Genomic DNA, 11,287 nt, shown 5'->3' on the forward strand with positions numbered 1-11,287 from the left:
CTGGCTCGAGGAGGCCAGCGCCGACAACCTGCCGAACCTGACCAGCCCGCAGAACCTGGCCTACGTCATCTACACCTCCGGCTCCACCGGCAAACCCAAGGGCACGCTGCTGCCCCACAGCAACCTGACCCGCCTGTTCAGCGCCACCGGGCACTGGTTCGGTTTCAATGGGGACGACGTCTGGAGCCTGTTCCATTCCTATGCCTTCGACTTTTCCGTATGGGAAATCTTTGGCGCGCTGTTCTACGGCGGCAAGCTGGTGGTGGTGCCGCACGCGGTCAGCCGCTCCCCGGAAGACTTCGCCCGCTTGCTCAGTGATGAGGGTGTCACGGTACTCAACCAGACCCCCTCGGCCTTCCGCCAGTTGATGCCGTTCGCCTGCGCCAACGCGCCGGGCATGGCCCTGCGTTACGTGGTGTTCGGTGGCGAGGCGCTGGACGTGGCCAGCCTGCGGCCGTGGTACGACGCTTTCGACGACCGGCAGCCGTTGCTGATCAACATGTACGGCATCACCGAAACCACGGTGCACGTGACCTACCGCCCGCTGTCCCGCGCTGACCTCGATGGCGCCAACAGCTCGCCGCTGGGCGAGCCGATCACCGACCTGCGCTGGTACGTGCTCGACCCGCGCCTGAACCCGGTGGCCAAGGGCTGCGTCGGTGAGCTGTACGTCGGCGGTGCCGGTCTGGCCCGGGGTTATCACCAGCGTGCCGACCTGACCGTCACGCGTTTTGTGCCGGACCTGTTCGCCGCTGAGCCGGGCGCACGCCTGTATCGCACCGGCGACCTGGCGCGTTATTGCGCCGATGGCAGCATCGAGTACGCCGGGCGTATCGACCATCAGGTGAAGATCCGTGGCTTTCGCATCGAACTGGGGGAAATCCAGGACCGCCTGCAAAGCCATCCGGCCATCGAGCAGGCGCTGGTCCTGGCACCGCAGGTCAACGGCAGCCAGCAACTGGTGGCGTGGTTCACCGCGACCCACGACGACAAGGATTTGCGCCAGTCCCTGCGCGAACATTTGCAGGGCGGTCTGCCGGACTACATGGTGCCGGCGCACCTGATCAGACTCGACCACTGGCCGCTGACCAGCAACGGCAAGCTGGATCGCAACGCACTGCCCAAGCCTGATGCGGCGCTGGCGCAGCAGGCTTACACGGCGCCGATGGATGAGCTGCAAAGCGAGTTGGCGGCGATCTGGCAAGACGTGCTCAAGCTCGAGCGCGTAGGCATCGATGACAACTTCTTCGAGCTGGGCGGCGACTCGATCATCTCCATCCAGGTGGTCAGCCGCGCGCGTCAGGCCGGGATTCGCATCACCCCGCGCGACCTGTTCCAGCACCAGACCGTGCAGGGTCTGGCGAAGGTCGCCGTGCGCAGCGCCGGGCTGGTCATCGATCAGGGGCCGGTGCGCGGTGACGTATTGCTGACGCCGATCCAGCACTGGTTCTTCGAACAAACCATCGAAGCCCGTCATCACTGGAACCAGTCGGTATTGCTGGAACTGCGCGAGCCGCTCGACAGCGGCTGCCTGCAACAGGCGCTGGCGGCGTTGCTGGAACATCACGATGCATTGCGCCTGCGCTTGCGTCAGGTCGATGGTGTCTGGCAACAGGCACAAGCCGAGCAGTGGAGCCGCGCCGATGTACTTTGGCAGCGCCAAGCCGCCGATGCCGATGAACTGCTTGAACTGTGCAATGCCGCACAGGCGAGCCTGAACCTGCAGGACGGCCCGCTGCTGCGTGCCTTGCTGGTGGACATGGGTACGGCAGGCCAGCGCCTGTTGCTGGTGGTGCATCACCTGGCGGTGGACGGCGTTTCCTGGCGCCTGCTACTCGAAGACCTGCAAGCCGCCTACGCTCAGGCACGTCGGGCCGAACCGCTGCGCCTGCCGGCCAAGACCAGCGCCTATCAGGCCTGGGCCGCACGTTTGCAACGCCATGCGCACAGCCCGGCGCTGGCGCAGCAAGCCGCTTACTGGCAAGCCCAATACCAGGACGTTGCGGTGCAACTGCCGGCGGACAACCCGCAAGGCAGCCTGGCCAGCCGGCACGCCGTCAGCGTGGAAACCGTGCTCGACAGCACCTTGACCCGCCAACTGCTGCAAGAGGCCCCCGCGGCTTACCGCACCCAGGTCAACGACCTGTTGCTGACGGCCCTGGCGCGGGTACTGGGGCAATGGACCGGTCAATCGTCGACCCTGGTCAAACTGGAAGGCCACGGCCGCGAAGACCTGTTCGACGACATCGACCTGACCCGCACCCTCGGCTGGTTCACCTCGATTTTCCCGGTCAAGCTCACCCCGGCCGACGACCTGGCCGCGAGCATCAAGGCGGTCAAGGAACAGCTGCGCGCCGTGCCCGACAAAGGCATCGGCTTCGGCATCCTGCGCTATCTGGCCGACGTTGGCCTCGAGGATCTGCCGTCACCCCAGGTCACCTTCAACTACATGGGCCAGTTCGACGCCAGCTTCGACGAGCAGGCGCCGTGGCGTCCGGCGAAGGAAAGCGGCGGCGCCGAGCAGGGCGCCTCGGCCGAGCTGGACCGGGGCCTGAGCATCAACGGCCAGGTCTACGCTGGCCAACTGCGCCTGAGCTGGACCTTCAGTAGCGACCTGTTCAAAGCGCAAACCGTACAGTTCCTGGCCGATGCCTATGCCATGGAGTTGCAACGGCTGATCGAACATTGCCTGAGCGGTGCCGGTGGCTTGACCCCGAGCGACGTACCGCTGGTGCGCGTCGATCAGGCGCAGCTCGATGCCTTGCCGCTGGCGGCCAGCCGCATCGAAGACATCCTGCCGCTGTCGCCGATGCAGCAAGGCATGTTGTTCCACAGCCTGTTCGCCCCGGATGCCGGTGCCTACGTGCCGCAAATGCGCGTGGATGTGCAGGGGCTGGACGTCGCGGCGTTCCGCGACGCCTGGCAGCAGACGCTGGCACGCCATGAAGTGCTGCGCGCGGCGTTCTTCAGCGAAAGCAATGGCTCGCGACCGCTGCAAGTGATCCTGGCCGACGCTACGCTGCCGATGAGCCTGCTCGACTGGCGCGACCGGCCTGATCTGCCGCACGCGCTGGAGCGACTGGCCGAGGACGATCGCCTGCGCGGTTTCGACCTGACGGCGGCGCCACTGCTGCGCCTGACCCTGGTGCAGACCGCCGATGACAGCCATCACCTGATCTTCACCAACCACCACATCCTGCTGGACGGCTGGAGCACCTCGCAGTTGTTCGGCGAAGTGCTGCAGCGCTACTCCGGTGTCATGCCGGCGCCGGGTGTTGGTCGTTATCGCGACTACATGAGCTGGCTGGGCACCCGTGATCGCGCTGCGTGCGAAGCGTTCTGGCTGGAGCAATTGCAGGCGTTCAGCGAGCCAACGCGACTGGCCGGTGCCTTGCCGGGCCCGGATGCAGGGCAGGGCAGCGGTCATCGCACCCTGCACCTCAGCCTGGACCGCGCGGCCACCGAACGTCTCAGTGGTTTCGCCCGCCAGGCCCGCGTCACGCCCAACACCCTGCTGCAAGCGGCATGGCTGTTGATATTGCAGCGCTACACCGGCCAGTCGACGGTCGCGTTCGGCGCCACGGTGTCGGGGCGTCCGAGTGAACTGCAAGGCATCGAGCAGCAGATCGGGTTGTTCATCAACACCTTGCCGGTGATCGCCACGCCGCACCCCGAGCGCACGGTCAGCCAATGGATCGATGAAGTCCAGGCGCTCAACCTCAGGTTGCGCGAAGTCGAGTACACGCCGCTGGCGGATGTGCAGCGCTGGGCCGGTCATTCCGGCGAGGCGCTGTTCGACACCCTGCTGGTGTTCGAAAACTACCCGGTGGCGCAAGCGTTGGAGGAGGGCAACAGCAGCGCGCTGAAATTCTCCGGCATCAGCAACCACGACCAGACCAGTTTCCCGCTGGCCATCGCCGCCGAGCTGGGCGAATGCCTGGACCTGCGTTTCAACTACGACACGGCGCTGTTCAGCGCCGAGGCCATCGAAGGTTTGAGTTCGCGGCTGGTTGCCTTGCTCGATACCATGGTTTGCGCGCCACAGCAGCCATTGGGGCGCTTGAGCCTGCTCGATGCCGTGCAAACGGCGCAACAGGTCGAAGGCTACAACCGTACCGCACAGGACTGGGCGGATGTGCGCCCGGTCTACCAGTGCTTCGAAGCCCAGGTGCTGCAAACCCCGGAGGCCCCGGCCCTGGTGTTTGCCGGCCGGACCCTGAGTTATCGCCAGCTCAACCAACAGGCCAACCGACTGGCGCACCTGTTGCGCAGCCAGGGTGTGGGCGCCGAAGTGTTGGTGGGCATCGCTGCCGAGCGCTCGCTGGAACTGGTGATCGGTTTGCTGGCGATCATGAAGGCCGGTGGCGCCTACGTGCCGCTGGACCCGGACTACCCGCGCGAACGCCTGGAGCACATGTTCGACGACAGTGGCGTGCACCTGCTGCTGACCCAGCGTCATTTGCTTGAGCAGTTGCCGATTCCGGCCGCCACCACGGCGATCTGCCTGGACGACATGGCGCCGCTGCTCGAAGGGCTGAGCGAGGAAAACCTGCCCTGTGTGGTCGAGCTGCAATCGCTGGCTTACATGATCTACACCTCCGGTTCCACCGGCAAACCCAAGGGCGCGGCCAACCGTCACGATGCCTTGTACAACCGCCTGGCGTGGATGCAGGGCGCCTATCCGCTGGACGGGCGCGATACCGTGTTGCAGAAAACTCCGTTCAGTTTCGACGTGTCGGTCTGGGAGTTCTTCTGGCCGCTGATGACCGGCGCGCGGCTGGCCGTGGCCGAGCCGGGTGCCCATCGCGATCCGGCGCAACTGGTCAGCCTGATCGAGCAGTACCGGGTCAGCACCCTGCATTTTGTGCCGTCGATGTTGCAGGCGTTTGTCCAGGGCGAAGGCTTCGAGCGCTGCGCCAGCCTGCGGCAGATCATGTGCAGCGGCGAGGCCTTGTCGGCAGACCTGCAGCACAGCCTGTTCCGCGTCCTGCCGGACGTCGGCCTGTACAACCTGTACGGCCCGACCGAAGCGGCGATCGACGTGACCCACTGGATCTGTGTCGATGACGGCGGGTTCAGCGTGCCGATCGGTTATCCGATTGCCAACCTGGTGACCTACATCCTCGACGACAGCCTGCAACCGCAGGTGCAGGGTTGTGTGGGCGAGCTGTACCTGGGTGGCATCGGCCTGGCCCGGGGTTACCACAACCGTGCGGACCTGACCGCCGAGCGCTTCGTCGCCAGCCCGTTCGGTGAGCAGGGCGAGCGCCTGTATCGCACCGGCGATCTGGCGCGCTATCGCGAGGACGGCGTGATCGAATACGTCGGCCGCATCGACCATCAAGTGAAGATCCGCGGCTTGCGCATCGAGCTGGGGGAAATCGAAGCCTGCCTGCTGGAGCATCCACAGGTGCGCGAAGCCGTGGTGATCGCCCTCGATGTCGGCAAGTCCAAGCAATTGGTGGCTTACGTTGTCGGTCATGCGGACCTTGAGCCACTCAAGCAACACCTGCGCAACGCGCTGCCCGAGCATATGCAGCCAAGCCACCTGTTGCTGCTCGATCAGTTGCCGGTGACACCCAACGGCAAGCTCGACCGCCGCGCATTGCCGCAACCGGACCAGCAAGTACGCGAATACGTTGCGCCGCGCAGTGCCGTGGAAGCGACGCTGCAAGCGGTGTGGCAGGCGTTGTTCGAAGTGCCGCAAGTGGGCATGCACGACAACTTCTTCGAGCTGGGCGGCGATTCCATCGTCTCGATCCAGGCCGTCAGCCGCGCACGCAAGGCCGGCTTGAGCATTTCGCCCAAGCATGTGTTCAGCCATCCGACCCTCGCCGAACTGGCCACGGTCGCCCAACCCGTCGCAGCGGATCAAGCCGTGCCGACTGTGGTTGCACCGGCAGAAAAAATCGAACTGAGTGAAGCGCAATATCAGGCGCTGGAACTGACAGCGGACGAAGTCGAGGACGTTTATCCGCTTTCGCCAATGCAGCAAGGCATGCTCTTCCACTCGGTGCAGGACGGCGATTCGGGGCTGTACGTCAACCAGATCGAAGTGGGCGTGCGCGGCGTGGATGGCGCGCGTTTCCGTGAAGCCTGGGCCGATGCCGCCCAACGTCACGGGATTCTGCGCACCGCATTCCTCTGGGAAGGCGACAAGGAGCCGCTGCAAGTGGTGCGGCGCGATGCGCCTGCGCTGCTGACCGAGCTGGACTGGCGCGGGCTGGATGATCAGCCTGAACGCGTCCGCCAACTGGCCCTGGAGGAGCGTGAACGCGGATTCTCACTCAATCGCGCGCCCTTGTTGCGCCTGTTGCTGGTGCGTCTGGAAGACGACCGCTATCGCCTGATCTGGACCTACCACCACATCCTCATGGACGGCTGGAGCGTGTCGCGCCTGATCGGTGAAGCGCTGCGCCATTACAGCGGCGATGAGCACGAGCCGGTGGCCGCCTACCGCGACTACATCGACTGGCTCGGCCAGCAAGTCGCCGAGGCCAGCGAGGCGTTCTGGAAAGGCAAACTCGCCAACCTCGAAGGCGCCACGCACCTGGCCCGCGCCTTGCCGGTGAAGGCGCCGCAAGCGGGTTACCACGCGATCTATACGCACCTCAGTGCCGGGCAGACTGCGCGTTTGCAGGCCTTTGCCCAGCAACAGCAGGTGACGCTCAACACCCTGGTGCAAGCCGCGTGGTTGCTGCTGTTGCAGCGCTACACCGGCCAGCGCACGGTGACGTTCGGCGCCACCGTGTCCGGGCGCCCGGAAACCCTCAACGGCTCCGAGAACATGCTCGGGCTGTTCATCAACACCTTGCCGGTGGTCAACAGCGTGCCGACCGAGGCCCGCGTTGGTAACTGGCTGCGCGAGATCCAGGCCTGCAACCTCGATATCCGCGACTTCCAGCAAACCCCGCTGAGCGATATCCAGCGCTGGGCCGGGCAGGGCGGGCAGTCGTTGTTCGACAGCATCATCGTCTTCGAAAACCAGCCGGTGGACCGCACCCTGCGCGAATGGAACGGCGACTCGCTGCGCTTCGAAGACGTGTCCGACTTCGGCCTGACCAGCTTCGCCATGGACCTGATGGTCAGCCTCGACGAGGGGCTGCGCATCGAGTACATGCACCAGCGCGACCAGTTCGATCTGGCGACCGTCGAAACCCTGCGCGGCCACATGGAAAGCCTGATGCAGCGCCTGTGCGACGACGCCAGGCGTGCCGTCGGCGAGCTGGGCCTGCTGACCCTGGACGAAGGCCGGGCGCTGGACGGCGAACGGCCGGTGGTGGCGGACGGTGACGAGACACCGGTGCACGAGCTGATCCGTCAGCGTGCGCGACTGCAACCGGATCACACGGCGCTGGTGCTCAGTTATGCCGAGCGCGACGCCGAGCACCTGAGCTACGCCGAGCTGGATCGGCGCTCCGATGCGCTGGCGGTGCATCTGCTGGAACAAGGCGTACAGGCCGAAGACGTGATCGGTGTGTTCATGGAGCGTTCGCTGGAGCTGGTGGTGTCGCTGCTGGCAGTGATGAAGTGTGGCGCCGCCTACGTGCCGCTGGACCCGCAATACCCGCAGGAACGCCTGCGCTACATGATGGCCGACAGCGACATGCGCCTGCTGCTGACCCAGGAACGGCTGCGCGACACAGCGCAGTTGAATCCGGGCACGGTCATGGTCGCGGTGGACCGATTGAACCTCGACGTCGAGGTGTCGGCACCGCAACGTGCTGTGCACGCCGAGCAACTGGCTTACCTGATCTACACCTCCGGCTCGACCGGCAAACCGAAGAGCGTCGCCGTCGCCCACGGCCCCCTGAGCATGCACGTACAGGCCATCGCCGAGCTATATGAGATGGACCCGGGCAATCGCGAACTGCACTTCATGTCGTTCGCCTTCGATGGCGCCCATGAACGCTGGATCACCGCGCTGATCAGCGGCTCGACCCTGGTCATTCGCGACAATACGTTGTGGACCGCCGAACAGACCCTGGCTGTGCTGCACCGCCAGCGAATCAGCGTCGCCTGCTTCCCCCCGGCGTACCTGCTGCAACTGGCCGAGCACGCCGAATTGCAGGGCGGTGATCCACCGCCGGTGCGCATCTACTGCTTCGGTGGCGATGCGGTGCCGGACGCCACGTTCGAGCGGGTCAAGCACACACTCAAGCCGCAATACCTGGTCAACGGCTACGGCCCGACGGAAGCCGTGGTCACGCCGCTGCTGTGGAAGATCGCCGCCGACGGCCATTGCCAGGCGATGTACGCGCCGATTGGCCAACGCGTCGGCAGCCGCAGCCTGCACGTGCTGGACATGGACCTCAACCCGCTGCCGGTGGGTATGGTCGGTGAGTTGTACATCGGCGGACGGGGTGTCGCGCGCGGTTACCATCGTCATCCGTGGCAGAGCGCCGAGCGCTTCGTCGCCGATCCGTTCAGCCCTGAAGGCGGGCGCCTGTACCGCACCGGTGACCTGGTGCGCCGCCGCGAGGATGGCGTGTTCGACTACGTCGGGCGCATCGACCATCAGGTCAAGGTGCGCGGCTTCCGCATCGAACTGGGCGAAATCGAAGCCCGCTTGCGCGAGCAGGCCGGGGTCAACGATGCGCTGGTGGTCGTGCGGGACAACGGCCAGGGGCCGCAACTGGTGGGCTATGTGGTGGCGGCGCAAGACGATGGCCTCGGCCCGCGTTGCCAGGCGGCATTGCGCGAAAGCCTGCCCGACTACATGGTGCCGACGCAGGTGGTGGTGCTGCCGCGCTTCCCGCTGACACCCAACGGCAAGCTCGACCGCAAGGCCCTGCCGGATCCGGCCTTTACCGGCCGTGACTACGTGGCCCCGCGCACGCCGCTGGAATGGGCGCTGGCGGACATCTGGCAACAGGTGCTGGGCATCGAGAAGGTCGGTATCACCGACAACTTCTTCGAGTTGGGTGGTGATTCACTGCGCACCCTCAAGGTGATCTCGAAAGTGCGTGCGCTGAACGCGCCGGATTTCCAGATCAAGCTGCGCGACATGATGGCCAAGCCGACGATTGCCGGGTTGTCCGGTGTCGATGAACAGCCCGTGCGCCAGAGTCCGCAACCGCTGTTGCTGCTCAATCAGCTGATGGCGGATCAGCCGGCATTGTTCTGCCTGCACGCCGGTTTCGGCACGGTGTTCGATTACGAGCCGCTGGCCCGGCGCCTGGACGGTGAGCGCACGGTGTACGGCGTGCAATGCCGGATGCTGCTCGACCGGCAGTGGCACGACACCTCGCTTTCGCAGATGGCCGCCGACTACGTCGCGGCGATCTGCGCCCGACAACCCCAGGGGCCGTACCACGTGCTGGGCTGGTCGCTGGGCGGGGCCTTGGCGTTGCTGGTGAGTGAGCTGTTCGAACAGCAGGGCCAGCGCGTGGCATTCGTCGGTCTGGTGGACAGCTTTGTACCGACCCAGGCCAATGCCGTTGCCAGTGCGGATGAGTGGCGTGTGGATCTGGCCGAGTTCCTCGGTGCAACCCTGGGCATGGATGGCGAGGTGATCGCCCGGGCGTTGAGTACCGAGTCGGCGGGGGACCACGATGCCGTGGCGCGGATCATTCGCGCGGTGATCGACAGCCAAAGCGATCAGGCCAACGGGTACGCGCTGCTCGGTGCCGATGAGCTGGCCCAGACCTTCATGGTCAGCACGCGCTTGAAGGCCCTGTCGCGGCAGGTCGACACCCTGCCGATTCCGCAAGCCGGGCTGCATTGCTGGTGGGCCGACGGCAACCCGACGGCCGAACGCGCCACGCTGGAGCGCCAGCAACCGCGGTTGCGACAGGTGCAAACGGTGAAGGCCGGGCACTTCGATATCCTGCAGCAGGATGAGTGCCTGGATGCCGTGGTGGCGCTGCTTGGTCGGGAGGTGGTGCCGCAAAGCTGATCCTCTGTGGCGAAGGGGCTGCCTGTGGTAAGGGGGGCTTGCCTGTGGCGAGGGAGCTTGCTCCCGCTCGGCTGCGAAGCAGTCGCAAACCCGAACAACGCGGTATGTCTGGCTAACCGCGATCACAGGTTTTGGGGCCGCTTCGCGACCCAGCGGGAGCAAGCTCCCTCGCCACAAGCAAGCTCCCTCGCCACAGGTTTTTCGTTCGGCTTGGGAGGATCTTCATTGAGCCCTAATGAACGACCCTCCCGGTTCGTTTACCAGGGCAAGCCTGTTTATTTTTTGGAGACTACCGCCCATGGCACTGCACCCGGACATCGAAGGTTTTCTGGAACTGGCCGAGTTCGGCCGCCTCAGCGGCAAAAGCCAACCCATGCACGAGCTGTCGCCTGGCGAAGCCCGGCAGCAATTCGAACAGACATCGCAGTTGCTCGATGCCACCCCGATGGGCGCATTGACGGTGACGGCGGTCAGCCTTCCTGCGCGGGACGGGTATGTGCTCAATGCGCGGCTGTACGCCAAAGCGCAACCGGACGGCGAGCCGCGCCCGGTGTTGTTGTACTTCCATGGCGGCGGCTACGTGGTGGGCAGCCTCGATTCCCACGACACCCTGTGCCGGCGTCTGGCGCTGGCAGGGGAATTTGCCGTGTTGTCGGCGGACTATCGGCTGGCGCCGGAACACCGTTTCCCCACCGCTTACAACGATGCCGAAGACGTGACGCGCTGGCTGGCTGTTACCGGTGCTCAAGCCTTGGGACTGGACGCGAGGCGCATTGCGCTGGCAGGGGATAGCGTCGGCGGCAGCCTGGTGGCATCGCTGTGCATCGCCATGGCCCAGGACCCGCTGGGATGGCCGCTGGTGCCGCGCCTGCAAGTGTTGCTGTACCCGGTGATCGATGCGGTAAAAAAACGCCCGTCGCTCGAGCGATTCGCCGAAGGCTATCTGCTGGAAGCCACCACGCTGGAATGGTTCTACCAGCAATACCAACGCAGCGAAGCGGATCGTGCCGACTGGCGTTTTTCACCGCTGTACGCCGAAGGACTGCAACGCCTGACGCCGACGGTGCTTTGGCTGGCCGAGTACGATCCATTGCTCGATGAAGGTTTGGCCTGGGCCGAAAAACTGCGGACCACGGGGCAACCCCTGGTGCTGGAGGTAAAGGCCGGCATGACCCACGACTTTGCGCGCATGGGCGAGATGGTCCAGGAAGTGCCGGGGATGCTGGTGCAATTGGCGGCGCAGATCAGCGAAAGCCTAGTCTGATTTGTGGGAATTGCCCTGAGGTCGATCAGTTAAGCACAACCCCTGTGGGAGCGAGCTTGCTCGCGATAGCGGTCGTACATTCAACATCTATGTGTCTGACCCAACGCCATCGCGAGCAAGCTCGC

2 protein-coding genes are annotated in these 11,287 nt (G+C 65.1%); both read left to right on the forward strand.

Features of this window, described 5'->3' with window-relative positions:
- Positions 1-9,898: non-ribosomal peptide synthetase (locus PMI26_RS06720; protein ID WP_007977920.1), on the forward strand; the 9,898-nt coding region annotated here is incomplete at its 5' end.
- A 298-nt stretch (positions 9,899-10,196) separates the two neighbouring features.
- A complete protein-coding gene (locus PMI26_RS06715) occupies positions 10,197-11,162 on the forward strand; it encodes an alpha/beta hydrolase (RefSeq protein ID WP_007977922.1) in 966 nt (321 codons plus the stop codon).
- Positions 11,163-11,287 lie beyond the last annotated feature (125 nt).

It is taken from the genome of Pseudomonas sp. GM33 (genome assembly GCF_000282295.1).
In the GTDB taxonomy this organism is placed as follows: domain Bacteria; phylum Pseudomonadota; class Gammaproteobacteria; order Pseudomonadales; family Pseudomonadaceae; genus Aquipseudomonas; species Aquipseudomonas laurylsulfatiphila.

Bases quoted from the DNA above. Each gene is read 5' to 3' on its own strand.
- PMI26_RS06715 (WP_007977922.1), top strand. From the start codon at position 10,197: ATGGCACTGCACCCGGACATCGAAGGTTTTCTGGAACTGGCCGAGTTC.